Annotated in this window: 20 protein-coding genes and 1 pseudogene; 13 read left to right on the top strand and 8 right to left on the bottom strand. The window is 69.7% G+C overall.

All coding sequences use genetic code 11. The annotated features are described in order from the left end of the window. The first annotated feature begins 52 nt into the window (after positions 1–52). The 4 genes from G369_RS0113635 to G369_RS39425 are packed head-to-tail and all read left to right on the top strand — an operon-like array spanning position 53 to position 3,191. Positions 53–1,165, top strand: a complete 1,113-nt coding sequence (locus tag G369_RS0113635) for a hypothetical protein (protein ID WP_019654561.1) — start codon at positions 53–55, stop codon at positions 1,163–1,165. 60 nt (positions 1,166–1,225) lie between these two features. Further along, on the top strand, positions 1,226–1,837 hold the full coding sequence (locus G369_RS0113630; RefSeq protein ID WP_019654560.1) for a helix-turn-helix domain-containing protein: 612 nt from the start codon (positions 1,226–1,228) through the stop codon (positions 1,835–1,837). Continuing rightward, complete coding sequence (locus tag G369_RS0113625) at positions 1,834–2,376, top strand: GNAT family N-acetyltransferase (RefSeq protein ID WP_019654559.1); 543 nt, start codon at positions 1,834–1,836, stop codon at positions 2,374–2,376. The genes G369_RS0113630 and G369_RS0113625 overlap by 4 nt, the downstream gene beginning before the upstream one ends. Beyond that, positions 2,373–3,191 (top strand): class I SAM-dependent methyltransferase, encoded by an 819-nt coding sequence (locus G369_RS39425; protein ID WP_019654558.1) that lies wholly within the window; start codon positions 2,373–2,375, stop codon positions 3,189–3,191. The genes G369_RS0113625 and G369_RS39425 overlap by 4 nt, the downstream gene beginning before the upstream one ends. 24 nt (positions 3,192–3,215) lie before the next feature. On the opposite strand, the pseudogene G369_RS39420 reads toward G369_RS39425, so the two are convergent. Then, a pseudogene (locus G369_RS39420) lies at positions 3,216–3,481 on the bottom strand (CPBP family intramembrane glutamic endopeptidase). 187 nt (positions 3,482–3,668) lie between these two features. On the opposite strand from G369_RS39420, the gene G369_RS39415 reads away from it, so the two are divergent. Beyond that, positions 3,669–3,845 (top strand): hypothetical protein, encoded by a 177-nt coding sequence (locus G369_RS39415; RefSeq protein ID WP_019654555.1) that lies wholly within the window; start codon positions 3,669–3,671, stop codon positions 3,843–3,845. Positions 3,846–3,992: 147 nt separating this feature from the next. Here G369_RS39415 and G369_RS0113600 read toward each other — a convergent pair whose 3' ends face one another. Both G369_RS0113600 and G369_RS0113595 read right to left on the bottom strand, forming a co-directional pair. Beyond that, entirely contained in the window at positions 3,993–5,132 is a 1,140-nt protein-coding gene (locus G369_RS0113600; RefSeq protein WP_019654554.1) for an NADH:flavin oxidoreductase/NADH oxidase, read from the bottom strand. Then, entirely contained in the window at positions 5,129–6,109 is a 981-nt protein-coding gene (locus G369_RS0113595; protein ID WP_019654553.1) for a DMT family transporter, read from the bottom strand. Before G369_RS0113595 ends, G369_RS0113600 begins: the two co-directional genes overlap by 4 nt. Positions 6,110–6,250: 141 nt before the next feature. On the opposite strand from G369_RS0113595, the gene G369_RS0113590 reads away from it, so the two are divergent. The 4 genes from G369_RS0113590 (at position 6,251) to G369_RS0113575 (ending at position 14,147) form a co-directional block, all read left to right on the top strand. Next, positions 6,251–7,129: a LysR family transcriptional regulator gene (locus G369_RS0113590; RefSeq protein WP_019654552.1), complete on the top strand. Its 879-nt coding sequence runs from the start codon at positions 6,251–6,253 to the stop codon at positions 7,127–7,129. Positions 7,130–7,303: 174 nt separating this feature from the next. Next, positions 7,304–12,097 (top strand): CapA family protein, encoded by a 4,794-nt coding sequence (locus G369_RS0113585; protein ID WP_020723067.1) that lies wholly within the window; start codon positions 7,304–7,306, stop codon positions 12,095–12,097. Next, a complete protein-coding gene (locus G369_RS0113580; protein ID WP_026346362.1) occupies positions 12,094–13,032 on the top strand; it encodes an alpha/beta hydrolase family protein in 939 nt (312 codons plus the stop codon). Before G369_RS0113585 ends, G369_RS0113580 begins: the two co-directional genes overlap by 4 nt. A gap of 11 nt (positions 13,033–13,043) precedes the next feature. Beyond that, on the top strand, positions 13,044–14,147 hold the full coding sequence (locus G369_RS0113575) for an aldose epimerase family protein (RefSeq protein WP_019654550.1): 1,104 nt from the start codon (positions 13,044–13,046) through the stop codon (positions 14,145–14,147). 12 nt (positions 14,148–14,159) lie between these two features. Here G369_RS0113575 and G369_RS35780 read toward each other — a convergent pair whose 3' ends face one another. From G369_RS35780 to G369_RS0113555, 4 genes are all read right to left on the bottom strand, one after another. After that, positions 14,160–16,022, bottom strand: a complete 1,863-nt coding sequence (locus tag G369_RS35780; RefSeq protein WP_080647834.1) for an ATP-binding response regulator — start codon at positions 16,020–16,022, stop codon at positions 14,160–14,162. 37 nt (positions 16,023–16,059) lie between these two features. Next, entirely contained in the window at positions 16,060–17,142 is a 1,083-nt protein-coding gene (locus G369_RS0113565) for a hypothetical protein (protein WP_244164315.1), read from the bottom strand. Positions 17,143–17,426: 284 nt separating this feature from the next. Beyond that, on the bottom strand, positions 17,427–18,554 hold the full coding sequence (locus G369_RS0113560) for a 3-deoxy-7-phosphoheptulonate synthase (RefSeq protein ID WP_019654547.1): 1,128 nt from the start codon (positions 18,552–18,554) through the stop codon (positions 17,427–17,429). A gap of 71 nt (positions 18,555–18,625) precedes the next feature. Next, positions 18,626–19,558: an SMP-30/gluconolactonase/LRE family protein gene (locus tag G369_RS0113555; RefSeq protein ID WP_019654546.1), complete on the bottom strand. Its 933-nt coding sequence runs from the start codon at positions 19,556–19,558 to the stop codon at positions 18,626–18,628. A gap of 139 nt (positions 19,559–19,697) precedes the next feature. Between G369_RS0113555 and G369_RS0113550 the strand changes: the two genes are divergently transcribed. Beyond that, positions 19,698–20,471 (top strand): SDR family NAD(P)-dependent oxidoreductase, encoded by a 774-nt coding sequence (locus tag G369_RS0113550; protein ID WP_019654545.1) that lies wholly within the window; start codon positions 19,698–19,700, stop codon positions 20,469–20,471. A gap of 67 nt (positions 20,472–20,538) precedes the next feature. Here the strand turns inward: G369_RS0113550 and G369_RS0113545 are convergent, their stop codons facing one another. Continuing rightward, a complete protein-coding gene (locus tag G369_RS0113545; RefSeq protein ID WP_026346361.1) occupies positions 20,539–21,504 on the bottom strand; it encodes a LysR family transcriptional regulator in 966 nt (321 codons plus the stop codon). 155 nt (positions 21,505–21,659) lie between these two features. Here G369_RS0113545 and G369_RS0113540 point away from each other — a divergent pair, with 155 nt between their 5' ends. From G369_RS0113540 to chvE, 3 genes are all read left to right on the top strand, one after another. After that, on the top strand, positions 21,660–23,114 hold the full coding sequence (locus G369_RS0113540; RefSeq protein WP_019654543.1) for an aldehyde dehydrogenase family protein: 1,455 nt from the start codon (positions 21,660–21,662) through the stop codon (positions 23,112–23,114). A 77-nt stretch (positions 23,115–23,191) separates the two neighbouring features. Further along, positions 23,192–24,157, top strand: coding sequence for an ABC transporter substrate-binding protein (locus G369_RS0113535; protein ID WP_019654542.1), 966 nt, complete (start codon positions 23,192–23,194; stop codon positions 24,155–24,157). A gap of 137 nt (positions 24,158–24,294) precedes the next feature. Further along, positions 24,295–25,365, top strand: coding sequence for a multiple monosaccharide ABC transporter substrate-binding protein (chvE, locus tag G369_RS0113530; RefSeq protein ID WP_019654541.1), 1,071 nt, complete (start codon positions 24,295–24,297; stop codon positions 25,363–25,365). Positions 25,366–25,367 lie beyond the last annotated feature (2 nt).

Below are 25,367 nucleotides of genomic sequence, written 5' to 3'. Positions count from 1 at the left end.
GAAGGGGCGGGCAGAGAATCCGCGTTCCGTCGATTCCGGGAGTGACACGAACATGCCCAGCAGCCGCAGATGGTTCCTCTCCGTGGCCCTTGCCGCTTCGTTCATCGCGCCATGGCAGGCGCATGCGGCGACGGCCGAAGCCTCCACATGCCAGGAATCGGCCGCCGCGGAGTGCTTTCGCAGCTTCACGCCGCCGGGGGCTGGAGGCGCGCTTCACTACTACTCGTCGCTCGATCCCGATGCTCCCGATGCGCCGGCAGCGGGCGGTAGCGCCGGGCCGACCAGAGCGCTCATCGCCATGCACGGCCACTCGCGCGATGCCGACAAGACCTTCGAGGCCGCGCTGCGCACCCTGCGCAACGCCGATGCGCTCGGCGACACGCTGGTGGTCGCGCCGCTCTTCCAGGTCGCGGCCGACAAGGCGGTGGCCGGCCGCTGCAACACCGTGGGCGTCCCGGTCGCGCAGCCTGGCGACCTGCTGTGGACCTGCGGCTCGTGGCTCGAAGGCGCGCGCTCCGTATCGGGCAGCAACGTCGGCTCCTTCGCGGCGATGGACGCGCTGGTCGATGAACTCGCGCGGCGCTGGCCCGGCGTGCGCACCATCACCGTCGCGGGCTTCTCGGCCGGCGGGCAGTTCGTGCAGCGCTACATCGCCTTCACGCGGCACGACGGCACGGCAGCGGGCAGGCCGGCGATGCGCTACGTGGTCGCCGACCCGAGCACCTGGCTCTACTTCGACCCGGTGCGCCCGCAGTTCTCGGCCGACGGCGCCTCGGTCACCGGCTTCGCCGTGCCCGACGCAGCGGCATGCCCGCAGATGAACCGCTGGAAGTACGGCACCGACGACCTGCCCGCCTACCTGGGCCGCACCGCCGCGCAGGCACGCCGGCAGTACGCGCAGGCCGACATCAGCTATCTCGAAGGCGCGCTCGACAGCAGCGATGCCAGGGGCACCGCCTACCGCGTGCTCGACAAGTCGTGCGCCGCGCTCGCGCAGGGCCCGTTCCGCATGCAGCGCGGACTGGCCTATGCGGCGTACGACCGCAAGCTGCTCGCGCCCGACAGGCGCCGCGAGGTCGTGGTGGTGCCGGGCTGCGCGCACGACGTGGCCTGCGTCTTCCCCTCCAAGGCCGCGCGCGCCGCGCTGGTCGGGCCGACGCGCTGACGGCAGGAGCCCGCCGGCGGGCTTGACGCGATTTCCTGAATGGTGGATATTTCATCCACTATGACGGAAATCAAGGAATCGGCCGGCACGGAAAGCCCGTCCGGTCTCAACCATCGCATCGCCCAGCGCGTGCGCGATCTGCGCGCAGCCCGGGGACTGTCGCTCGACGCGCTCGCCACGCAATGCGGCGTGAGCCGTTCGATGATCTCGCTCATCGAGCGCGGCGAGAGCAGCCCCACCGCCGTGGTGCTGGAGAAGCTCGCTGCCGGCCTCGGCGTCTCGCTGGCCTCGCTGTTCGAGGCGCCTGCGCCGGCCGCCGACCCGGTCTCGCGGCTGGCCGACCAGCTGCAGTGGCGCGATCCGCATTCCGGCTACCTGCGCAGGAACGTGTCGCCCAGCGGCTTTGCATCGCCGATCCAGATCGTCGAGGTGGAGTTTCCGCCCGGCGCGCGCGTGGCCTACGAGACCTCGGCGCGCGAGCCGCTCATCCACCAGCAGGTGTGGGTGCTCGACGGTGTCATCGAAGTCACGCTGGGCGAGGAAAGCCACCGGCTCGAAACCGGCGATTGCTTTGCCATGGTGCTCGACCGTCCCATGAGCTATCACAACCCCTCGCGCAGGAACACCCGCTACGTGGTCGTGATCGCGACCGCCCCTTCTTCCTGGAGATGAACATGACGACCGTTTCCGCCGGGACCGCCCCGGCCATCCGCCTGCTGGACAACGTTTCCGAAGCGCAGCTGCGCGGCCTTGCCGCCGTTCTGGTCGATTGCGTCGACGGCGGCGCCTCGGTGAGCTTCATGCACCCCCTGAGCGAAGAGCGCGCCCAGGCCTTCTGGCGCAACGTGGCCGCCGGTGTGGCCAGCGGCGAACGCGCGCTGCTGGTGGCCGAGGACGAAGATGGCATCCTCGGCACGGTGCAGGTGGTGCTGGCGCAACCCGAGAACCAGCCGCACCGCGGCGAGGTCGCCAAGATGCTCGTGCATCGCCGCGCTCGCCGCCGCGGCGTCGGCGGGCTGCTGATGAAGGCGGCCGAGCAGGTGGCACGCGAACGCGGCAAGACGCTGTTGGTGCTCGACACATCGAGCGCCGACGCCGAACGGCTCTACGAGCGCTCGGGCTGGGTGCGCGTCGGGTCCATTCCCGGCTTCGCGCTGCTGCCGCAGGGCGAGCCTTGCGACACCACCTTCTTCTATCGCGAGCTGAAGTGAACGCCGGCGCGACGCAGGGCCGCTTCGACGAGCTGCTGCAGCAGGCGCAGGCCAGCCCTCTCGTCGGCTGGGACCTCTCCTTCGGCGGCCGCGTCACCACGACGCCGCCGCCATGGAATTTCGAGCGCATCGTCGAAGCGCATGCGCGCCGCTCGCCCGACATGCTCGACCTGGGCACGGGCGGCGGCGAATGGCTCGGCCGCCTGGCCTTTCGTCCGCCGCGCACCGTGGCGACCGAGGGATGGGCGCCCAACGTCGTCGTCGCGCGCGAACGGCTGGCGCCGCTGGGCGTGGAGGTGGTCGAGGTCGAAGGCGCGGACGACAACGCATCGCAGCAGGATGGCGCGGAGCAGGCGCACCTGCCGCACCTGCCGCACCTGCCTTTTGCCGATGCGTCGTTCCACCTTGTCGTCGACCGGCACGAGTCCTTCGTGCCGTCCGAGGTCCATCGCATCCTTGCGCCGGGCGGGCGCTTCGTCACGCAGCAGGTCGCGTCCGACTTCAATGCCGACTGCTACGCGTTGCTCGGCCTGCCGATGCCCGCGCAGCCGCGCTGGCAGCGCGACACCGCCGCGGCGCAGCTGGAGCGCGCAGGCTTCGCCGTGGAGGACGGCGCGGAAGGCACCGAGCTGATCGCCTTCGCCGACATCGGTGCCTTCGCGTGGTACCTGCAGCAGGTGCCGTACGTCTGCCCCGAGTTCGGCATCGACGCGTGCCGGCCCGCACTGGAGCGGCTGCACCATCGCATCGAAGGCGGCGAGCCGCTGGCGATGCGGCAGAAGCTGTTCTGGCTGAGTGCCCTCAGGCCGGCCTGAGCAGCGGCTGCGCGGCAGGCTGGTTCAGAGAAAGGGCAGGGTGTCCGCGAGCATGTGCGCGAACACCACCGGCCAGAGCCAACCGGTGCGCAGGTAGAACACGCCGAACACGATGCCGACCACCGCCAGCGACAGCGCGCCGGCCCCTGGTAGAGGTGGTAGAGCACCCGCACCAGCACGCTCACTCCCAGCGCGAAGGAGGCGCCGTGGTGGCGCAGGCCCTTCTGCAGGTAGCCCAGCAGGAACACTTCCTCGTACAGGCCGTTGACCACCGACAGCGCGAGGACCATCGCCATCGACGGGCGCGCCGTCTGCATCATGCGTTCGATCGGCTGCGTCGCCGCGCCGTCGGCCAGCAGAGAGACCGCGATGAGGCTGGCCAGCACGGCGACGAGGTAGAGCAGCGCTCCCACGCCGCAGCCCTTCAGCGACGGCACGGGAAGCAGGTCGCGCACCGAGTAGCCCCGGCTGCGCAGGATGAGCAGTGCGATCGGCCCCACGAACAGCTCGAAGGCCACGATGCCGAAGAGCGATGCGTCGTCGAACGCGGCGTCGCGGAAGCCGGCGCTCACCGACCACAGCGAGCCGATGATGAACCAGCCGAAGCACAGGGTCACGATGCCCAGTGCTTCCAGCGGCGTGGCGGTCGGCTGAGGGGAGGGTTGCTTCATGCGCGTCGGATGGGGATCGATGAACGCGCTCATGCCGGCCTGCATGTTGCGCTGGCCGGCATGTTAAGGGGTCGAGGGGGCCGAGCGTCGGCGGCCCGGTCTGGCCCGGTCTGGCCCGGTCTGGCCCGGTCTAACGCGCGCCGAAGGCCGCGTTCTCGAACAGGTCCTTGAACTCGCGCGGCTGCGAGCGCCAGTACTGGTGGGGCGCCTTCACCTGGGCGCCCAGCGCCGCCGCCGCATGCCAGGGCCAGCGCGGGTCGTACAGGATCGCGCGCGCCAGCGACACCGCATCGGCCTGCCCGTTGGCGATGATGGCTTCGGCGTGCGCGGGTTCGGTGATCAGCCCCACCGCGATGGTCGGCAGGCCGACCTCGGCCTTGATGCGTTCCGCGAACGGCACCTGGTAGCCCGCGCCGAGCGTGATCGCCTGTTGTGGCGACACGCCGCCGCTGGACACGTGGATGGCCGCGCAGCCGCGCGCCTGCAGCGCGCGCGAGAAGGCGACGGTGCTGTCGAGGTCCCAGCCGCCGGGCACCCAGTCGCTGGCCGACACGCGCACCCACACCGGCCGATCGGCGGGGAACTCCTTGCGCACCGCATCGAATACCTCGAGCGGGAAGCGCAGGCGGTTCTCCAGGCTGCCGCCGTATTCGTCTTCGCGATGGTTGGCGATGGGCGAGAGGAACTGGTGCAGCAGGTAGCCGTGCGCCGCATGCAGCTCGATGCCGTCGATGCCCAGCCGCGCGGCGCGGCGGGCCGCGGCCACGAAGGCGTTGCGCACCCGGGCCAGCCCGGCGGCATCGAGCGCGATCGGCGCGTCTTCGCCCGGCGCATGCGGCACGGCCGAGGGTGCCCAGGCCTTCCAGCCGCCGGGCTCGCCGGGGCGGATCTGGCTGCCGCCTTCCCAAGGCGCTCGGCTCGACGCCTTGCGCCCCGCGTGGCCGAGCTGGATGGCGACCTTGATCGGCGAGTGCGCCCGCATCGCCTGCAGCACCTTCGCGAGGCCTTCCTCGTTGGCGTCGGAATACAGGCCGAGGTCGCCGGGCGAGATGCGGCCGTCGGCCTCCACCGCCGTCGCCTCGATGATGAGCAACCCGGCGCCCGAGAGCGCGAGGTGGCCCAGGTGGATCAGGTGCCAGTCGCCCGGCGTGCCTTCGGTGGCGGAGTACTGGCACATCGGCGCGATGACGATGCGGTTGTCGATCTTCAAGGGGCCGAGCTGCAGGGGCTCGAAAAGATGGCTTCGGGGGGTGCTGTCGCTGATGCTCATGAGGGTGTGGCTCCGCAGGTCCGGTAATTCTGCTGTGGCCGCGCGATCGGCGCAGCCGCGGCCGCGGAAGCCTTGCGGCTCGATGCGGTATGGATCAGCAGCGCCGCGATCACCATCGCCATGCCGGCGGCCTCGCCCGCCGTGGGCAGGTGGCCCAGCGCCGCGCTCATCAGCAGCGCCGACACCGGCACGAAATTGAGGAAGGCCGTGCCCGTGACCGCGCCGAGCGCGCGCACGCCGTAGTTGAAAGCCAGCACCGAGATGGCCGAAGGCACCACGCCGACGAAGAGCAGCGCATGCCACGACAGGCGCAGCCCTTGCATGCTCGGCACCGCGGACCAGCCCAGCGCCGAAGCGCCGATGGCCGCCGCCAGCAGCACGGGCCACGAGGCCAGCACCGTGAGCGCGGTGTACTCGATCACGTCGAGATCCGGAAAGCGCGTGGCGCCGCGCGTGTACCAGACCCAGCCCAGCGTGCCGACGAAGGCGATCGCGTCGCCCATCAGCATGCTCGCCCCGCCGGGGGAGCCCGCGCCGCCGGCCAGCAGCCCCGAGACGGTCGCCACGCCCAGCAGGGCGAGCGCGCTGGTCAGCAGGGTGGTGCGCGTGGGGCGCACGCCGTCGAGCAGCCAGCGCACGAGCTGCGTGGTCATGGGCGTGGTGGCGATGATGACCGCGCCGTGCGAGGGCACCGAATGCGCCAGCCCCACCAGCAGCATCACGCTGAACACGCCGAAGCCGGCGGCGCCGCGCAGGGCCAGCGGCCCGGCATGCCGCCGCAGCTTGCGCCAGGGCGCCGCCCCGCGCGGCAGGATCAGCAGCACGAACAGCAGCGCCGACAGCGTGTAGCGGATCAGCGTGAACCACACCGGTTCGACGTGGTGGAGCACGCCCTTGCTCACGAGGAACAGGGAGCCCCACCCGGAGGTGGCGAGCAGCAGCGCGGCGGTGCCGGCGATGCGTTGGCGAGTGGACATGGGGAGCCAGCCTTTTCTTTGCGATGGATCGATGCCTCAAGAATCGTGGCTGCGGGCCGCCATTGCCATTCGCATCTTTGGACAGGGGGCTCCAAAAAAGCGAACGGACTCCCTCGGCGCCGGAGCTCACAATCGGCAGCCATGGAGCTCTACCAACTGAAGACCTTCGTCGCCATCGCCCGCGAGGGCAGCCTGACCCGCGCCGCCGAGCGCGTGTTCACCAGCGCGCCCGCGGTGAGCGCCCAGCTCAAGGCACTGGAGGACGAACTCGGCGTGAAGCTGTTCGAGCGCACGCCGCGCGGCATGTCGCTCACCGAGGCCGGCGTGCGCCTGCTCGACGAGGCCGAGCGCACGCTGGCCTCAGCGATGCGCATGCGTTCGGCCGCCGACCAGCTGCGCGGCGCGGCGCAGGGCGTGGTGCGCTTCGGCACGGTGGTCGATCCGGTCGCGCTGCGGCTCGGGGAGGTGCTGGTGAAACTGGCCCAGCGCCATCCGCAGGTGACGCTGCAGCTGAAGCAGGGGCTGTCGTACGAGACGCTGTCGGCCGTGCAGCGCGGCGATCTCGACTGCGCCTACGTGCTCAGCGACGCCGAGCACATCGAGGGAATGGAGCTGCACCGCCTGGGCGCGGTCGACCTCGTCGTGGCGCTGCCGCCGCCGGTGGCCGAAGCGCATCCCGATCTGTCGCTCGACGAGCTCACGAACCTGCCGTGGGTCGGCACGCCGCCCTCGTGCATCCTGCGCGTGCATCTCGAGAAGCTCTTCGCGGGCGCGGGCCGCGAATACCGCCAGGGCCGCACGGCCGACGGCGAGAGCGCCATCCGAAGCATGGTCGCCAGCGGCATGGGCGCGGGGCTGATCCGGCTCGACCAGGCGGAGCAGGGCGAGCGCAACGGCGAGCTCGCGATCTGGAAGGGCTGGCGCTCGCACACGTGGTTGTGCTGGGTGGCGCCTGGCGGTGCCCGGCAGGCCGTCGCGGTCGAGGCGGTGAAGGAGTCCGTGATGGAGGCCTGGGCCTGACGCTGCGCCTCGCGCCGCACCCGGCATGCGCAGGCAGTGCTGCGCCAAGAACCGGCGCGCTGAACCGCTGAAGCGCCGGGCGGCAACATGCCGGCCGTGGCGCGGTCAGCCCACGGTCAGGCTCGGCGCAGATCCCATGGATTGACGGGATGGCGGCCCGTGCCGGGGCCTGTCATGATTCGCGGCTGCATGAATCACGACGCGAAGAATCCTCTTGCAGATCTGTTGAACCGCGCCAGGCAGGCCCTGGCGGATCCGGCGGGCGCGATGCCCGCCGCGGCTGCGGCCACAGCGGAAGCGGGTTGCGTGGTCTTCTTCGCCATCGGCGAGGACGGCAGCCGGGCCCGCGTGGCCTCGGGCCGCGGCGCCGACGTCGGTGCGGCATGGCGGGCCGCCGCCGAAGCCATCGCCACGCAGGCCAGGCGAGGCGCGCAGCCTCCGCAGCGCTTGCGCGCGGAGATCGTCGACAAGGTCGTGCCGATGAACTGGGGCGAGCTGAAGGCCAGGCTCGCGCGGACCAAGCGCAACTACTTCAATGAGGGCATCGCCTTCGACGCGCGCTTCGAGTTCGCCCTGCTCGCGCAGGAGATGCACGGCAGCGCCGTGCTCTACAACGGCGACGTGGACCATGCCGAGCCCAACACCGGCAACCTGCGGCTGCACACCAGGAGGCGCTTCGGCCGCGAGCTCGACTTTCCTTCGGACGACGCGGCGCCGGTGTGGTGCTTCACCACGCGGGCCGTGTACGTCGATGCGAAGGGCGCGTGGCCCATCACCGCCGAAGGGCAGGCCGCGGGCTTTCGCGAACTGAGCGACTGGAACGCGCAGCAGGTGCATGCGCTGATCGACGACGCGGGCAACTACCTCGCCGCGCAGGTCAAGCCCACGGGCGAGTTCCACTACGGCTGGTTCCCCTGCTTCGACCGCACCATCCCGACCTACAACACGCTGCGCCACGCGAGCTCGACCTACGCGATGCTGGAGGCCTGGGAGCTCACGCGCAACGACACGCTCAAGGCCGCCATCGACCGCTCGCTGGCCTTTCTCACCGGCACGCTGATCCGCCCGGCCAACCTGCCCGACGGCACGCGCGCGGCCTACCTGCTGGACATCGGCAGCGAGATCAAGCTCGGCGGCAATGCCGTGTGCCTGCTCGCGCTGGTCAAGTACACCGAGCTCACCGGCGACGAGCAGTACCTGCCGCTGCTGGAGCAGCTCGCGCTGGGCATCCGCCACATGCAGGATGCGCAGACCGGCAGCTTCGTGCACGTGCTTAATGCGCCCGCGCTCGACGTGAAGGACAGGTTCCGCGTCATCTACTACGACGGCGAGGCCGCCTTCGGGCTGATGCGCCTGTACGGCCTCACGCGCGATGCGCGCTGGCTCGCGGTGGTGGAGAAGGCCTTCGAGCACTTCATCGCCGCCGAGCACTGGCGCGCGCACGACCACTGGCTGAGCTACTGCGTCAACGAGCTCACGCGCTACCGGCCCGAGCTGCGCTATTACCGCTTCGGCCTGCAGAACGTGGCGGGGTATCTCGACTTCGTGCTCGAGCGCATCACCACATTCCCCACGCTGCTCGAGCTGATGATGGCCGCGCGCGACATGGTGCTGCGGCTGGAGGCCGACCCCGAGCTTCGCCCGCTGCTGGCCGGGCTCGATCGCGACCGCTTCGACCGCGCGCTCGAATACCGCGCGCGCTACCTCGCCAACGGCCACTTCTGGCCCGAGCTGGCGATGTTCTTCCGCAACCCTGCGCGCATTGCGGGCTCGTTCTTCATCAAGCACCACAGCTTCCGCGTGCGCATCGACGACGTGGAGCACTACCTCTCGGGCTATGTGGCGTACCACCGCATGCTGAAGGCGGGCGAGGCCGCCGCTGCAGCAACAGATGCCGATGCCGTGGGCGGTGCCACGGGCACCGTCGCATGGGGCGGCGACGTGAACCTTGCGCGCCGCCAGCACTACCGGCTGAAGGACCTCGGCGGTGCGCACAGGATGCTCGGCGACATCGCCGCGCTGCGCGAGGCCGACCTGGGCATCGTGAACCTCGAATGCGTGGTCGCCACCGTTGGCGAGCAGGGCGTGGACAAGGGCGAGACCGGCCCCTACTACTACCGCGCGCGCCCCGAAATGCTCGCGGTGCTGACCGATGCCGGCATCGGCATGGTGGCCACCGCCAACAACCACAGCGGCGACTACGGTCCCGAAGCGTTGATGGAACAGCAGGCCCTGCTGGCGGTCGCGGGCATCGCGCACGCAGGCACAGGCCGCACGCCCGAGGCCGCGCTGCGCCCGGCCTTCCGTCGCGCGGGCGGCGTGCGCGTGGCGCTGTTCTCGCTGGACGCCACGCAGCCGAGTTTCGCCGCGACCGCGGAACGCGCGGGTGCCGCATGGCTGTCGCTCGAAGACCCCGCCGCATGGACCGCCACGCTCGCGCCGCGCATCGAGGCCGCGCGCCGCGAGGCCGACGTGGTGCTGGTGGCGGTGCACTGGGGCGCCAACCTCGAGACCGAACCCTCGCCGGCCGAGATCGCGGTCGGCCATGCCATCGTCGATGCGGGGGCGGATGCCATCCTCGGCACCTCGGCGCACGTGCTGCAGGGCATCGAGATCCACAAGGGCCGGCCCATCCTGCACGACGCCGGCGACCTGCTCTTCGACTCGGTGCGCAACGACTTCGCCGACTCCGGCGTGTTCACGCTGAAGCTGAGCACGCGCGGCGTGGAGGAAGTGACGTTCACGCCCGTCGGCGTGGGCTTCGGTTTCTCGCGGCAGCTCGAAGGCGACGAGGCACGCGCCCTGAGCGAGCGCTTCGCCGCGCAGTGCCTTGCGCTCGGCACGCAGATGAGCCCGCTGCCGGACGGCCGTTGCTCGGTGCGCCTGTCGCCGCCCGCGCGGCCCGCGTTCCATGCAGGCCCCGTAGGTGCCGCCGCCCGGCACTTCGAGCCAGCGCGCGCCACAGCACCCCTGATGGCGGCCCTGCCGGCGCCGCGGCCCGAGTGGCTGGTGGACGAGGTGCCCGCGCCAGCGCGCATCGCGCCGCTGCAGTTCGGCCCCCTGCGCCTGGTGGGGCTGCGCTGCATGCCGCGGCAGATCGTCGGTCGTCGCATGTTGTGGGTCGAATCGTTCTGGAGCGCCGACACGCCCGTTTCCGCCGACCTGCGCCTGCACTTCCGCGCACTGCCGATGCGCAGCACCCGCATGCCGCCATGGGGCGAGGGCATGGACCACGACCCCTGCGACTGGATGTGGCCCACCAGCCGCTGGGAGCCCGGGCGCATCTACCGTGACCGCTACGGGCTGCGCCCGCCGCGCGCGGGGCTGCTCGAAAGCGACGTGCTGCAGATCGAGGTGAGCGTGCGCGGCGACTGGCCGGGGCTGCCGCCCGCGCGGCGTCTCGCGCTGTGGTGCGGGCTGCGCGTGCCCGATGCGCCCGTGCCGCTGCCTCGGCGCCCGGCGCCTGTGCTCTCGGCCGATCGCCCCGGCGCGGGCCCCGAGGCCGCGCCCGTGTGGACCGCCGAAGAGCTGCAGCGCGTCACCGGCGGTCGCTGGCTGGTCGAGCCGCCGCCGGGCTGGTTCGCCAACTCGGTGGTGCGCGGGCCCCTGCACATGTCGCTCCTGCCCAGGCCCTCGCTCTTCATCGCTTCCGACTACCGCACGCTGGCCGTGCACGAGAGCTACAGCAAGCCGCGCCCCGACAACTGGGACCGCCACCTCGAACTGCCGCGGCTGCAGTCCGCGCTGGCCGGCGCCGTGGTCGCGCACCCGGTGGAAGGGCTCGACCCGGCCTTTCCGCTGCTGCAGGCGAACGACCCCATCGCCGCGATGATCGCCATGGGCGCCGCGGCGCGGGCGCGCTACAAGGGCATGGTCGTGGGCGTGACCGGCACGGTCGGCAAGTCGTCCACCATCTCGATGCTGCGCGACCTGCTGCCCGAGCGCGCGCGGGTGCACACCACCATCGACAACTACAACTCGCGCGTCGGCGTGCCTGCCATGCTCGCGAACCTCGGTCCCGACGTGGACGTGTGCATCCTCGAGATGGCGCAGAGCGGCCTGTGGATGGACCGCGGCCCGATCTCGCTGATGGCCCGCCCGCACGTGGCCATCGTCACCGAGATCGGCCTGTCGCAGACCCGGCAGGCGTCGACCGTCGAACTCACGGCCATGTACAAGTCGCGCATCTTCCTCGGGCTGGAGCCCGGAGGCGTGGCGATCGTGCCCGACCACATTCCCTGCCTGCGCCAGGTGGTGGACGCCGCAGCGCTCACGGCGGGCGCGATCTGGGTGGTGGGCAGCGGACCCGACGCCGACGTTCGCATGCTCGAGGCGCGGCCCGAGCCCGGCGGCGGCTGCCGCGTGCGCGTCGCCGTGCCGGGGCGCACCTTCGAGTACCTGTTCCCGGTCGAGAGCGCGGGGCTGGTGCGCAACTCGCTGCTCGCCTTCGCGGCGCTGCTGGCCATGGGCTTCGACGGCGAGGCCGCCTGCGCGCGCATGCCGCGGGTGCGCCTGCCGGCCTCGGTGATGCAGGTGCGCGCGCTGCGCACGCAGGCCGGCGTGCAGGCCACGCTGATCGACGACAGCTGGAACGCCGAGATCATGTCGATGCGCAACGCGATGGAGTTCGTGCGCACCTGGCAGCGTGCCGACAGCGGTCCGGTGCTGCGCAAGATCGGCGTGCTCGGGCGCATCGTCAACCTCGGCAACGATGCCGAGGCCATGCACCGCAGCCTGGGCCCACCGCTGCTGGCCTCGGGCATCCAGCACCTCGTGACGCACGGCGAGGAGATGCGCTGGCTGCGCGAGGAAGTGCCTGCCGAACTGCTCGGGCCGCACTTCGACGATGCCGCGCAGCTCGCGCTCTACCTCGGCGGCGTGCTGCGAAATGGCGATCTCGTGCTGGTGAAGGGCGACCGCGTCGGCTCCGACTTCGGCAGCATCCCGGAGCTCCTGCAAAGGCTATGACGCTGCTGCACACGCTTCGAAGACTGCGCTTCGTGCTGCTGCTCGTGGCGCTGGCGCAGACGGCCTGCGCGCAGCGCACCGGGCCCGACGTGCCCCGCGTCTTCGCCGCCGGCGCCGACGAGGTGCTGTACTGGAACCAGCCCGCCGACCGCGCGCACTGCCCCGACCGCATGGGTTTCCTGTGGGTGCAGGCCGCGGAGGGGCCGTCGTGCATCCGCTACTTCGCGAGCGACGACATCGACGGCGCGCGCATCGCCATCGTGCAGTTCTCGGGCGACCGCGACGGCGTGATGGACCAGGCCCCCACGCGCATTCCCGGCAACACCGAGGAGCTGCGCACGCTCGACGCGCAGCGCAGCCGCGACCGGGCGGGGGTGCCGTGGATCTTCATGGCGCGCCCGGGCACCTACGGCTCCTCGGGCGACCACCGCAAGCGCCGCCAGCTCGTGGAGTTCCACGCGCTCGATGCCGCGCTCGACGCGCTCATGCAGCGCCACCGGCTGCAGCGCATCGTCATCGTCGGCCACAGCGGCGGCGCCACCGCGGGAGCCGCGCTGCTCACGATGGGGCGCACGCGCATCGCCTGCGCGGTGCTCACCTCGGGCGCCTACGGCCTGCTGGAGCGTGCGCGCATGCTGGGCCGCTCGAGGGACGGCCGCACCGACACCACCGGCAGCGCGGAGTTCTACGATCCGCTCGACCACGTGGGCGGCATCGCGCGCGACCCGGCGCGGCGCATCGTGCTGATCGGCAGCCGCGAAGACCGCAACACGCCCTTCGTGCTGCAGCAGCGCTTCGCCGATGCCGTGGCCAAGGCCGGCCACCGCATCGAGCTGCGCACCCACGCGGCCGAGCCGCCCGACTTCCACGACCTCAAGGACCGCATCGCGCTGCAGACCGCCTCGCAGTGCGCGCGCGAGGCACTCCTTCCCTGATCGCCGGACACATGAGCAATCGAGAACAGAAAAGCAGCATCGCATCGCGCGAGTACGGCCGCATGCCCGACGGCCGTGTGGTCACCGAGTACACCCTCGACAACGGCCTCGGGCTGAGCCTGAGCGCCATCAACGTCGGCGGCATCGTCACCGCGCTGCACGTGCCCGACCGGCACGGGCGCAGCGGCAGCGTGGTGCTGGGCCTGCCCTCGCTGGCCGACTACCTGGGGCCGCATCCGCACCTGGGAACCATCGTCGGGCGCTACGCGAACCGCATCGCGGGCGGGCGCTTCACGCTCGACGGCAGGGTGCATCAGCTGGGCCTGAACGACGGCCCCAACTCGCTGCACGGCGGCGCTGCGGGCTTGGGCAAGCGCTACTGGGAGATCGAGCCGCTTCCGGCGCAGCAGGCAGGCGCCGACGGCATCGCCCTCGAACTGCGCTACACCAGCGCCGACGGCGAGGAGGGCTATCCGGGCGAAGTGCGGCTCACGGTGCGCTACACGCTGAGCACCAGCGCGAACACCTGGCGCATCGATTACAGCGCCATCGCCGACAGCCCCACCGTGCTGAACCTGAGCCACCACGACTACTTCAACCTCGCGGGCAGCGGCTCGGTGATGGACCACCGCCTGATGCTTCCCGCGAGCCGCTACTGCCCCGTGGACGAGACGCTGATCCCGCTGGGTACCGCCGACGTGGCCGGCACTCCCTTCGACTTCCGCACCGCGACGCACATCGGCGAGCGCATCCGCGAGGGCCACGAGCAGCTGATGCGCGCCCATGGCTACGACCACAACTGGGTGCTCGATCGCACTGTTGCCGCCGGTGCCGCACAGGGCCTCGCGCTCGCGGCCCGGCTGGAGCACGATGCCTCGGGCCGCGTGATGGAAGTGCACACCAGCGAGCCGGGCGTGCAGTTCTACTCGGGCAACTTCCTCGACGGCAGCCTCTTCGGCAGTGCGGGCGCGAGCATCAGGCAGGGCGACGGGCTGTGCCTGGAGACGCAGCACTTCCCCGATTCGCCGAACCGGCCGGAGTTTCCGTCGACGGTGCTGCGGCCGGGCGAACGCTTCCACAGCGCGACCGAGCACCGGTTCGGATTGCTGGGCTGACGCGGCGGCCGGTCAGGCCCGCTCTCTCGCCTCGCTGCGGATGATCTGGTGCAGCGTGCGCAGCAGCACCTCGGGCTGCACCGGCTTGAACATCACCACCAGGCCGCTGGCATAGGCCGCGCGCACGCGCTCGGGGTCGGTGTCGCCCGTGACGAGGATGGTGGGCACGCGGCGGCCCGCGAGCTGGCGCAGCTCGGCGGTGGCCTGGATGCCGTCCTGAGGATCGGCCAGCCGGAAGTCGACGATGAAGGCGTCGAAGCCCTCGGGCGTGGCCCGCACCTGCGCGCAGGCATCGGCCAGCCGGCTGGTGATCTCGATGCGCTCGCAATAGGGCGCGAGCCACATGCGCACGGCTTCGCCAACGGGCTGCTCGTCGTCCAGCAGCAGCACGCGTGGGGGCACGAGCGGTGTTTCCGCCGTGTCGGCACTGGCAGTGTCCGGGGCGGCCGCCGGGGCGAGGGCCAGCGGCGCCGGTGCAGCAGGCGGCCTGCGCGGCAGGTCGACCCAGAACACGCTGCCGCGGTCCTGCTGCGAGCGCACGCCGATCTCGCCGCTGAGCAGGTCGACCAGCCGCTTGACGATCGCCAGCCCGATGCCCAGCCCGCGCGCGACGTCGCGCTGCGGGTTGTCGACCTGGTAGAACTCGTCGAACACGTGCGGCAGGTGCTCGGGCGCGATGCCCAGGCCCGTGTCCCACACGGCCAGCCGCAGGCGGTCGCCGCGCGGCCGGGCGCTCACGAGGATGCCGCCGCTTCGGGTGTACTTGAGCGCGTTGTCGACGAAGTTGGTCAGCACGCGCAGCAGCAGGTCGGGGTCGGTCTGCAGCCATTCGGGCGCGGTGTGGAAGCGCAGCGAGAGGCCCGCCTGCTGGGCGCGGGGCTCGAAGAGCTGCGCGAGCCGCAGGAACAGCGGGTCCACCGCGATCTCCGTCGGCCGGGGCACCACGGTGCCCGCGTCGATCTTGGAGATGTCGAGCATCGCATTGAGCAGGCCGCTGACCGCATCGGTCGCCTGCACCACGCGGCCTGCCACGGGGGCCAGCGGGTGCTCGGCGAGGTCGCGTTCCAGCGAGCGCGAGAACAGCGCCAGCGCATGCACCGGCTGGCGCAGGTCATGGCTGGCCGAGGCGAAGAAGCGGCTGCGCTCGCGGTTCAGGCGCTGCAGCTCGAAGGACTGGCGCATCAGCTGTTCGCTCAGCAGCTCCTTGTCGATCTGGTCCGAGAGGCTGCGCCGGATGAGCTGGTGCTGCGACAGCGCATAGCGCGCCATCGAGCCGCCGAAGAGCAGGCCGACCACGCAGGCGAACCAGCCGTCGGTGCCGCCCATCCACGCGAAGCGCGTCACCACGCCCAGCGTGAGCGGAATGGTGACCACCGGCACCATCGCGCGCCAGGTGGCGATCACCGGCACCGAGCCCATCAGCACGGCGAACATGCCCAGCAGCAGGATCAGGATGCGCGAGGGCGATTCGGTGCCGGGCGGCATCAGGGCCCAGGGCGCCAGCGTCCACATGGCCATGTAGGTGCCCAGCGGCAGCATGAAGCGCCATGCGCCGTCGGGTTGGCGCAGGGTGAATTCGGGTTCGGGATAGAGGCGCGCGTTCCAGCGCATGAACAACAGCCGCAGGCCGAGCAGCGCGCAGGTCGCGATGCCCCAGGTCAGCGCGCCGATGCCTCGCGTCATCCAGAAGAACACGGCCGCCATCGCGATGGCGGCCGCAAGCGCCGTCAGCACCGTGGGCGGGCCCATCACGAACATGCGCCGCAGCAGGCGTTCGCGGACCAGCTGCGCATGGGAGTCGGCGATGCCGGGCGGGGCGTCGGTGCCCGCGATCGTGCCGTCCGCCACGGAGGAGGTTGAGCCCTGCGTACTCATGGGCGGCAGTGTAAGGGGGCGGTGTGTGCCTTCCGGGTCAATAGAGGCTGTAGTGGTAGTCGTAGCTGCGCATCCACAGCCGCGGCTTTCGAGGCTCGTCGAAGCTCAGCTGCAGGAGATTGCGCGGGTGCGCCGTGTCGATCAGCAACTGCTTTTCGCTTTCGGGGGAGGCGGCCTGCGAAAGGGCGAAGCGCTTGAAGACGCTGGTCAGGGCGGCTTGCGCGGTCTGCGGCCTGTAGTCGTCGTCCAGCAGCAGTTCGGGCTCGGCGATGCGCTCCTGATGCAGCCAGTACCAGACGCCCTCGTTGGGCGTCGCGGGCCGCGCGCCGGGGTTGCCATTGTCGCCCGTGGTGTTGGGCGGCTCATCGGCGATCACGCCCTCAGGGTCCCAGGCCAGCGCGCCGAGGCCGTCGCCGATTTCGACGAACACCGCCACGCTGCGGCGGTAGCGGGCGAGCACGGGCGGCGGCAGCAGCTCGTCGAGGCTGAGCGCTCCACCATCGCCGCTGCTGTAGCCCCCGAGTCCGAGCAGCAGGCCCGCAGCCGTCTGCAGGTCGTGGGGCTGCAGGAAGTACGAGTTCCCGATCTCGATGTGGATCTCTGACAGCACCTCGCGCAGCGGCGAGGGCAGCGAGGTGCCCAGGCGGCCTTCGGCTTCGAGCAGGGCGGCTTCGGCCGTGGTGCCGACTGGCAGGGTGGTCGCGCCGAGTTCCACCAATGGGGAGAGATCGGCAAAGGCGCGGATCCGGTCGACCAGGGACTTGCCTTGGTCGTAGAGAGGATGGGAGAGCCGGGCCATGTCGAGCACGGACCAGCGCCTCTTGAACGAAGCGGATTTCCCTTGCGTGTCGACGTGCGAGCCGCGCAATTCGAGCTGCTGGAGTCCTGCAGGCAGGTCGAACGTGACGGCGGGATGCTTCTTCAGGCCGGGCAGCGCGGCCGTGTGCTCCAGCCGGGCGATGGCCCTGCCATCTGCAAGCACGTCGGCATGTACCTGCTCGCCGACCTGCAGCCAGGGGTGGATGCCTGCCCGCCCCTTCACCGCCCGCTGGGACGGCGTGGTCTTCGTGAAGATTCTCGAGAAGAGATTGCCGAGGGCAGAAGATGGAGTCGCTGGCATGTTCGATGTCTGGATGTCGCCCCCGCAGTCGATGCGCAGGTGCCGTGAAGCGGGACGCAGAGTATCGTTTCACGAAACTTCCCCATGCACTTCACTTCGACTTCACCGGCCGGGGGCACACTGCGTCCCGACAGCGGTTCGGCGCTGGTAGAGGCAAAAAAAGGGAGGGGGGAACAACACCGCTCAGGGACCGCCTCGATGCCAGCCGCTGTCGCCATTCACCCGGCGTGTTCAAGGCCCTCGAGCCTTGAACACCGCCACAACCACTCGAGCTCCCGTTCTCCTCAGGCCGTCGGCGACAGGCGCCGCCGCGCCTTGACAGCCGATGCCAGCCCTTCGAGCACCGGCACCGTCTGCGCGAAGCCGATGCAGGCGTCGGTGATCGACACGCCGTGCTTCAGCGGCACGCCGGGCTTCAGGTCCTGCCGTCCTTCTTCCAGGTGGCTCTCGATCATCACGCCGGTGATGCGGCGCTCGCCGGCGGTGATCTGCGCCGCCACGTCCTCGGCCACCACGATCTGGCGCTGGTGCTGCTTGCTGCTGTTGCCGTGCGAGACGTCGATCATCACCTGCGGGCGCAGGCCGTTGGCCAGCAGCGCCTCGCAGCTGGCGGCGACGTCGGCGGCCGAGTAGTTGGGCGCCTTGCCGCCGCGCAGGATCACGTGGCAGTCGTCATTGCCGCGGGTTTCGAAGATCGCGGACATGCCCATCTTGGTCATGCCCATGAAGGCGTGCGGCGCGCGGGCCGCGAGGATGGCGTCGGCCGCGACCTTCACGCTGCCGTCGGTGCCGTTCTTGAAGCCCACGGGGCAGCTCAGGCCCGAGGCCAGCTGCCGGTGGCTCTGGCTCTCGGTGGTGCGCGCGCCGATAGCGCCCCAGGCGATCAGGTCGGCGATGAACTGCGGGCTCAGCAGGTCGAGGAACTCGGTGCCGGTCGGCAGGCCCAGCGTGGTCAGCTCCAGCAGCAGGCGGCGCGCGCGCTCCAGTCCTTCGTTGATCGCGAAGCTGCCGTCCAGGTGCGGGTCGTTGATGTAGCCCTTCCAGCCTACGGTGGTGCGCGGCTTCTCGAAGTAGGCGCGCATCACTATGAGCAGGTCGTCCTGCAGCGAATCGGCGACCTTCTTCAGGCGCTGTGCGTATTCGATGGCCTGGTCGTGGTCATGGATGGAGCAGGGGCCGACCACCACCACCAGCCGGTCGTCGCGCCCGTGCAGCACGTCGGCGATCTCCGCGCGGCTGCGCTCGACCAGCGCCAGCGTGTTGTCGCGAACCGGCACGCGCTCCTGCAGCAGCGCGGGCGTGATGAGCGGCCGCACCGCGCCGATGCGCACGTCGTCGATGCGCGTGGTGTCGAGCGTGCTGTCGCGGGAGCCGATTTCGGCATCGTGGAGGGGGTCGTCGAGGCGGGGCATGGTCGTTGTTGCGGTTTCCGGTGGATGCCTCGATTGTCCCCTCGACGTGGCCCGGCCTTTCCGGAAGCTGCTCAGGCCGCGAACAGCGCAGCCGGCACGCCCGGGCTGTCGATGCGCACCCTGAAGAGCCCACCCGCCAGCGGTTCGGCCGCTTCCTGCTCGGGCGTGAGGCCGTTGCGCGCGGTCGTGATGTAGAGCGTGCGCAGGTCGGCGTCGCCGAAGGCGCAGTCGGTGACGTGGCTCGCGGGTATGGCGATGCGGCACAGCTCGGCCGCGCTCACCGGGTCGTGGCAGGTGACGCAGGAGCCGCCCCAGTGCGCGATCCACAGGCGGCCTGCGGCATCGGTGGTCATGCCGTCGGGCAGTCCGTCGGGCCTGGGGAAGCGGTGCCATACGCGGCGGTTCGACACGGTGCCTGCTTCCATGTCGAAGTCGTAGGCGTACAGGTTGTTGAGCACCGTGTTGTTGAAGTACATGGTGCGGCCGTCGGCCGACCAGGTCGGGCCGTTGGTCACCTCGAAGCCGTCGTCGTGCTTCGCGCAGCGGCCGTCGGCGTCGTAGCTGTAGAGCGCGCCGGTGGGGGCCTTGCAGTCGAAGTCCATGCTGCCGGCCCAGAAGCGGCCGCGCGCGTCGCACTTGCCGTCGTTGAAGCGGTTGCCGGTGCGTTCGGGCTCTGGCTGGTGCAGGTAGCGCGGCTTCGCCTCGTCGCCGGGCGCGGTGGTGTCGACGAGCGCGAAGCCGCGGCGCAGCGTGACGAAGAGGCCGGGCGCCGATGCGCGCTCGGCGATGGCGGTGATCTCCTCGTCGAAGTGCCAGGTGCGCTGCGCGCCGGTGGCCGGGTCGTAGCGGAAGAGGCGCGGCGTGAGGATGTCGATCCAGTACAGCGCCTGCTCGCGCTGCGACCACATGGTGCCTTCGCCAAGGTTGGCGCCGGCGGGCCAGATGCATTCGGCCTGGCCGATGACGGAAGGAGAGGGAACGGGGCTGCTTGTCTCTTTGCTCATTGGTCTTCTTTCCTGTTCGTGTCTGTCTTCTTGACGCGGCGGATCGTATCAAGGCATATTGATAACCGAAATCGAAAATCACGGCATCGATTGATATCTGTATTGCAATATCTCTCGATGCCCATTCCGGAGACTTTTCTTGAATTCCCCCCAGCTTTCCATTCATCCGAGCTTGAAGGGCCGCACCGTGTTCGTCACCGGCGGAGGCAGCGGCATCGGCGCAGCGATCGTCACCGCTTTTGCGGAACAGGGTGCGCGCGTGGCCTTCGTCGACATCGCCGAAAGTGCCAGCGCGGCACTCGCGCGGCAGATCGAGGAGTCCGGCCATGCCGCGCCGTGGTGGCGCGCCTGCGACGTGCGCGACATCGCCGCGCTGCAGAAGGCCATCGCCGATGCGGCGGCCGAGCTCGGCGACTTCGCGGTGCTGGTCAACAACGTGGCGAGCGATGACCGCCACACGCTCGAATCGGTCACGCCCGAGTACTACGACAACCGCATGGCCATCAACGAGCGGCCCGCGCTCTTCGCCATCCAGTCGGTGGTGCCGGGCATGCGCAGGCTGGGTTTCGGGTCGGTGATCAACCTGGGCTCCACCGGCTGGCAGACCAAGGGCTCGGGCTACCCCTGCTACGCGATCGCGAAGTCGTCGGTGAACGGCCTCACCCGCGGCCTCGCGGTGGACCTGGGCCGCGACCGCATCCGCATCAACACCGTCTCGCCCGGCTGGGTGATGACCGAGCGGCAGGTCAAGCTGTGGCTCGACGACGAAGGCGAGCAGGCCCTCAAGCGCAACCAGTGCCTGCCCGACAAGCTGATGCCGGAAGACATCGCACGCATGGTGCTGTTCCTCGCGTCCGACGACTCGAAGATGTGCACGGCCCAGGAGTTCACCGTCGACGCCGGTTGGACCTGAGGTATCGGAAGAGATCGGACAGGCGTACGCGAAGAGCGCAAGGGCTGCTCGATCCCGCATCCGGAGATCAGTCGATCTCCATCTCCAGCTTGCGCCCGTAGACGCTGACGCTCGCCGTTTTCAGCGCCTTCATCATCACCTTCGCCGCCGGTGACAGAAGCCGGTCGGTGCGCGTGATGATGCCGAAGGCGTCCATGTGGCAGGGCATGTCCAGCGGCAGCAGCGACACGATGCCGTGCGAGGCGTAGTAGCGCGCCACGTCGGTCGCGAGCACCGCCACCATGTCGCTCTGCTGCAGCATGCGCGTGATGAAGAGCAGTGCCGGGCTCTCGATGGTGTTGGTGGGCGGAGCGAGGCCTTCCTCCTGGAACATGAGCTCGAAGCGGTGGCGCAGCACGCTGCCTGCGGGCGGCACGATCCAGCCGGCGCCCACCACGTCGCGCAGCGTGAGGCCGCTCACGCCCAGCAGCGGATGGCCGGGGCGCACCAGCGCGCACACGGGCTCCTCGCTGAGTGCCTCGTAGCGCAGCTGCGACTTGTCGTGCTCGGCGAAAAGGCGCGCCACCAGGATGTCGAGCTTGCCCTGCTCCAGCCGCTCGATCAGCACCGGACTGGTCTCGATCTCCAGCGAGACGCGCAGGTCGGGGTGCTCGCGCTTCACCATCGCCACGGCCGGCGGCATCAGCGTGAGGCCGGGCGCGGTGATGGCGCCCACGCTCACCTGGCCGAAGCGGCCGGCCTTGAGCGCGGTGAGCTCGTCATGCGCCTGGTTCAGGCTCGCGAGGGCCACGCGGGCGTGGCGGATCATGGTCTCGCCGTACCAGGTCGGGCGCATGCCGCGCGGCAGGCGTTCGAACAGCGGCACCTCCAGCACGTCCTCCAGGTCTTTCAGCAGTTTGGAGGCCGCGGGCTGCGTCATGTTGAGCACCTGCGCCGCGCGATGGATGTTGCCCTCTTCCGACAGCGCCACGAGCAGCAGCAGCTGGCGGGTCTTGAGGCGGGCGCGGATGAACCAGTGGTTGTAGTTGGTCATGTCTCCGAAGCTCTTGTTCAAACAAAGGACTGATCGGGTTTTCCAGAATCCGGCGATCGATATCTATTTTGCTTAAAAAACGATTGGATCGATATCAAATCTGTTCCTAGACTTCGGACACTCCAATAACAAAAGAGACAAGGTCCAGGCCTGCGGTGATCCACGGCGAGCTTCATCAGAACGTGCGGCAGTACATCAACGGCCGCTGGGAAACCAGCGCGACCACCGGTGTGAGCGCCAATCCCTCGGACACCAGCGAGGTGGTGGCCGAGTACGCACGTGCTGATCGCCGCCAGGCGGAGGCGGCCATCCGCGCCGCCACCGAGGCCTTTCCCCACTGGAGCCACAGCACGCCGCAGCGGCGCGCCGACGTGCTCGACCGCATCGGCACCGAGCTGCTCGCGCGCAAGGACGACCTGGGCATGCTGCTGGCGCGCGAGGAGGGCAAGACGCTGACGGAGGCGGTGGCCGAGGTGGCCCGCGCCGGCCAGATCTTCAAGTTCTTCGCCGGAGAAGCACTGCGCGGCGGTGGCGGCGAGAACGTGGCCTCGGTTCGCGCGGGGGTGCAGGTCGACGTCACGCGCGAGCCGGTGGGCGTGGTGGGCCTCATCACCCCGTGGAACTCGCCCTTCGTGGTGCCCGCATGGAAGATCGCGCCCGCGCTGGCCCACGGCAACAGCGTGGTGTTCAAGCCGGCCGAGCTGGTGTCGGGCTGCGGCTGGGCGCTGGCCGAGATCATCAGCCGCGCCGCGTTGCCGGCCGGCGCATTCAACCTGGTGATGGGCAGCGGCCGCGAAGCGGGGCAGGCGCTGGTCGACAGCCCGCTGGTCGATGCTTTGAGCTTCACGGGCTCCATGGCCAACGGCGAGCGCATCCTGCAGGCTGCGGCCGCTCGCCGCGCCAAGGTGCAGCTGGAGACCGGCGGCAAGAACGCGCTCGTGGTGCTGGCCGATGCCGACCTCGACCGCGCCGTCGATTGCGCGGTGCAGGGCGCGTATTTCTCCGCCGGCCAGCGCTGCACGGCCTCGAGCCGGCTCATCGTCGAGTCGGCGGTGCACGACGCCTTCGTGGCGAAGCTGCGCCAGCGGCTGAAGACGCTCAAGATCGGCCACGCGCTGGAGCGCGGCGTCGACATCGGCCCCGTGGTCGACGAAGAACGCCTCGCGCAGGACCTCGCCTGGGTCGACACCGCACGCGAGGAGGGCGCCGAGCACGTGTGGGGCGGCGAGGCGCTGGAGCGCGCCACCACCGGCCACTACATGAGCCCCGCGCTCTTCCTCGCGAAGCCCTCGCACCGCATCGCGCGCGAGGAGATCTTCGGCCCGCTGGCCTGCGTGCTGCGCGCCGACGACTACGACGAGGCGCTCGCGCTGTGCAACGACACGCCATTCGGCCTGTGCGCCGGCATCTGCACCAACTCGCTGAAGCACGCGATGCATTTCAGGCGCCATGCCGTGGTCGGCATGACGATGGTCAATCTGCCGACCGCGGGGGTGGACTTCCACGTGCCCTTCGGCGGCCGCAAGGGGTCGGGCTACGGGCCGCGCGAACAAGGGCGCCACGCCGCGGAGTTCTACACGACGGTCAAGACCGGCTACATGCTGGCCTGAGCCGGATGGGGTTTCAGTACGTCAACAGCCAACGCCGACAGGCAAATCCTCGGAAACATCAAGAAGGAGACATTCCCATGACCATGAATCGCCGCACCCTCAACACCGCCCTGGCTGCCGCCGCGCTCGGCGGACTGCTGCCCGCTTCCGTGCTCGCGCAGAAGAAGCTGGTGCTCGGCTTCGCGCAGGTGGGCGCCGAGAGCGAATGGCGCACCGCCAACACCGAGTCGATCAAGTCGTCCGCCAAGGACGCCGGCATCGAGCTCAAGTTCTCCGACGCGCAGCAGAAGCAGGAGAACCAGATCAAGGCCATCCGCTCGTACATCGCCCAGAAGGTGGACGTGATCGCCTTCTCGCCGGTGGTCGAGTCGGGCTGGGAGACCGTGCTGCGCGAGGCCAAGGCCGCGAAGATTCCGGTGGTGCTGACCGACCGCTCCGTCAACACCAAGGACGACTCGCTCTACGTGACCTTCATGGGCTCCGACTTCACCGAGGAAGGCCGCAAGGCCGGCCGCTGGCTGGTGGAGAAGATGAAGGACCAGAAGGGCGACGTGAACATCGTCGAGCTGCAGGGCACCGTGGGCTCGGCACCGGCCATCGACCGCAAGAAGGGCTTCGAGGAAATCATCAAGGCCGACCCGAAGTTCAAGATCATCCGCTCGCAGACCGGCGACTTCACGCGCGCCAAGGGCAAGGAGGTGATGGAGGCCTTCCTGAAGGCCGAGGGCAAGAAGATCAACGTTCTCTACGCGCACAACGACGACATGGCCATCGGCGCCATCCAGGCCATCGAGGAAGCCGGCCTGAAGCCCGCGAAGGACATCGTGATCATCTCCATCGACGGCGTGAAGGGCGCCTTCGAGGCCATGATCGCCGGCAAGCTCAACGTGTCGGTTGAGTGCAGCCCGCTGCTCGGCCCGCAGCTGATGCAGGCGGTGAAGGACATCAAGGACGGCAAGACGCTGCCCAAGCGCATCGTGACGGTCGAGAGCATCTTCCCCATGGAAGTCGCAGCCAAAGAGTTTCCCAACCGGAAGTATTGAGTACTCCCCAGGCTGCGCGGCACTTCGTGTCCGCTTCGCCAACCCCCTCGCCGGGGGCAACACCTGCGGCCCGGCGAAGCCGGTTCCGCGGTGTTCCTGGAAAAGATACAGCACCCATCGAAAAAAACGGATCGAACATGAAACGCAACTTCCTCAAGGCATCGCTCGCAGGCGTCGCACTGGCCATCGTCGGCTTCTCGCCGCTGGCCAGCGCGCAGGACAAGGGCCTGATCGCCATTTCCATGCCCACCAAGTCGTCGGCGCGATGGATCGCGGACGGCGCCAACATGGTCAAGTACTTCAAGGACAAGGGCTACAAGACCGACCTGCAGTACGCCGAAGACGACATCCCCAACCAGCTCGCGCAGATCGAGAACATGGTGACCAAGGGCTCGAAGGTGCTGGTCATCGCCGCCATCGACGGGACCACGCTGTCGGACGTGCTGCAGAAGGCGGCCGACAAGGGCGTGAAGGTCATCGCCTACGACCGGCTCATCAAGGGCTCGAAGAACGTCGACTACTACGCCACCTTCGACAACTTCCAGGTGGGTGTGCTGCAGGCGCAGTCGATCGAGAAGTCGCTCGACCTGAAGGGCGGCAAGGGTCCGTTCAACATCGAGCTCTTCGGCGGCTCGCCCGACGACAACAACGCCTTCTTCTTCTACAACGGCGCGATGTCGGTGCTCGACCCCTACATCAAGAGCGGCAAGCTGGTGGTGCGCAGCAAGCAGATGGGAATGGACAAGGTCGGCACGCTGCGCTGGGACGGCGCCGTGGCGCAGGCGCGCATGGACAACCTGCTGTCGGCCTTCTACACCAAGGACCGCGTCGATGCGGTGCTGTCGCCGTACGACGGCCTTTCGATCGGCATCCTGTCGTCGCTCAAGGGCGTGGGCTACGGCTCGGCCTCGCAGCCGATGCCGGTGGTCACGGGGCAGGACGCCGAGATTCCTTCGATCAAGTCGATCCTGCGCAAGGAGCAGACTTCCACCGTGTTCAAGGACACGCGCGAGCTGGCCAAGGTGACGGTGGCGATGGTGGACGCGATGCTCTCGGGCAAGACGCCCGAGGTGAACGACACCAAGACCTACAACAACGGCATCAAGGTCGTGCCCTCGTACCTGCTCAAGCCCGTGAGCGTGGATGCGTCGAACTGGAAGCAGGTGCTGGTCGACAGCGGCTACTACAAGGAAAGCCAGATCAAGTGAGC

The sequence above is a fragment of the Variovorax atrisoli 110B genome, from assembly GCF_000382045.1.
In the GTDB taxonomy this organism is placed as follows: domain Bacteria; phylum Pseudomonadota; class Gammaproteobacteria; order Burkholderiales; family Burkholderiaceae_C; genus Variovorax; species Variovorax atrisoli.
Note: the sequence above shows the minus strand (reverse complement) of the source record. Positions and strands in the feature narration are given on the sequence as shown.

Coding starts and splice junctions, on each gene's coding strand:
- G369_RS0113545 (WP_026346361.1), bottom strand. CDS start 21,504: ATGACCAACTACAACCACTGGTTCATCCGCGCCCGCCTCAAGACCCGC.
- G369_RS0113595 (WP_019654553.1), bottom strand. CDS start 6,109: ATGTCCACTCGCCAACGCATCGCCGGCACCGCCGCGCTGCTGCTCGCC.
- G369_RS0113625 (WP_019654559.1), top strand. CDS start 1,834: ATGAACATGACGACCGTTTCCGCCGGGACCGCCCCGGCCATCCGCCTG.
- G369_RS0113565 (WP_244164315.1), bottom strand. CDS start 17,142: ATGCCAGCGACTCCATCTTCTGCCCTCGGCAATCTCTTCTCGAGAATC.
- G369_RS0113635 (WP_019654561.1), top strand. CDS start 53: ATGCCCAGCAGCCGCAGATGGTTCCTCTCCGTGGCCCTTGCCGCTTCG.
- G369_RS0113535 (WP_019654542.1), top strand. CDS start 23,192: ATGACCATGAATCGCCGCACCCTCAACACCGCCCTGGCTGCCGCCGCG.
- G369_RS0113600 (WP_019654554.1), bottom strand. CDS start 5,132: ATGAGCATCAGCGACAGCACCCCCCGAAGCCATCTTTTCGAGCCCCTG.
- G369_RS0113585 (WP_020723067.1), top strand. CDS start 7,304: ATGATTCGCGGCTGCATGAATCACGACGCGAAGAATCCTCTTGCAGAT.
- G369_RS0113560 (WP_019654547.1), bottom strand. CDS start 18,554: ATGCCCCGCCTCGACGACCCCCTCCACGATGCCGAAATCGGCTCCCGC.
- G369_RS0113580 (WP_026346362.1), top strand. CDS start 12,094: ATGACGCTGCTGCACACGCTTCGAAGACTGCGCTTCGTGCTGCTGCTC.
- G369_RS0113575 (WP_019654550.1), top strand. CDS start 13,044: ATGAGCAATCGAGAACAGAAAAGCAGCATCGCATCGCGCGAGTACGGC.
- G369_RS0113590 (WP_019654552.1), top strand. CDS start 6,251: ATGGAGCTCTACCAACTGAAGACCTTCGTCGCCATCGCCCGCGAGGGC.
- G369_RS39415 (WP_019654555.1), top strand. CDS start 3,669: ATGAGCAGTGCGATCGGCCCCACGAACAGCTCGAAGGCCACGATGCCG.
- G369_RS35780 (WP_080647834.1), bottom strand. CDS start 16,022: ATGAGTACGCAGGGCTCAACCTCCTCCGTGGCGGACGGCACGATCGCG.
- G369_RS0113555 (WP_019654546.1), bottom strand. CDS start 19,558: ATGAGCAAAGAGACAAGCAGCCCCGTTCCCTCTCCTTCCGTCATCGGC.
- chvE (WP_019654541.1), top strand. CDS start 24,295: ATGAAACGCAACTTCCTCAAGGCATCGCTCGCAGGCGTCGCACTGGCC.
- G369_RS0113630 (WP_019654560.1), top strand. CDS start 1,226: ATGACGGAAATCAAGGAATCGGCCGGCACGGAAAGCCCGTCCGGTCTC.